We start from the raw sequence: 294 nt of genomic DNA on the forward strand, positions 1-294 counted from the left end.
ATTTCCCGGTAGCAGAACCCGGCGAAAGTGTCGGTGTTTGACCACTGGTGTTGCTGGAAGGCATAACACCATTAGTCTGATCGCTATCTGTAGTGACATGTTTTGGCGTTTTTGGTATATCCATACCCGATTTCCCGGTAGCAGAACCCAGCGAAAGCGTCGGTGTTTGACCACTGGTATTGCTGGAAGGCATAACACCATTAGTCTGATCGCTATCTGTAGTGACATGTTTTGGCGTTTTTGGCATATCCATACCCGATTTCCCGGTAGCAGAACCCGGCGAAAGCGTCGGTG

The 294-nt window shown here is 49.7% G+C and carries 1 protein-coding gene; it reads right to left on the bottom strand.

Annotation, left to right across the window (positions count from 1 at the left end; genetic code table 11):
- On the bottom strand, window positions 1-253 hold a 253-nt coding region (locus FHD02_RS24135; protein ID WP_220394392.1), incomplete at its 3' end, for a hypothetical protein.
- Between the last annotated feature and the right edge of the window lie 41 nt (window positions 254-294).

It is taken from the genome of Citrobacter sp. EC_71 (assembly GCF_019584005.1).
Classification (GTDB): domain Bacteria; phylum Pseudomonadota; class Gammaproteobacteria; order Enterobacterales; family Enterobacteriaceae; genus Citrobacter; species Citrobacter werkmanii.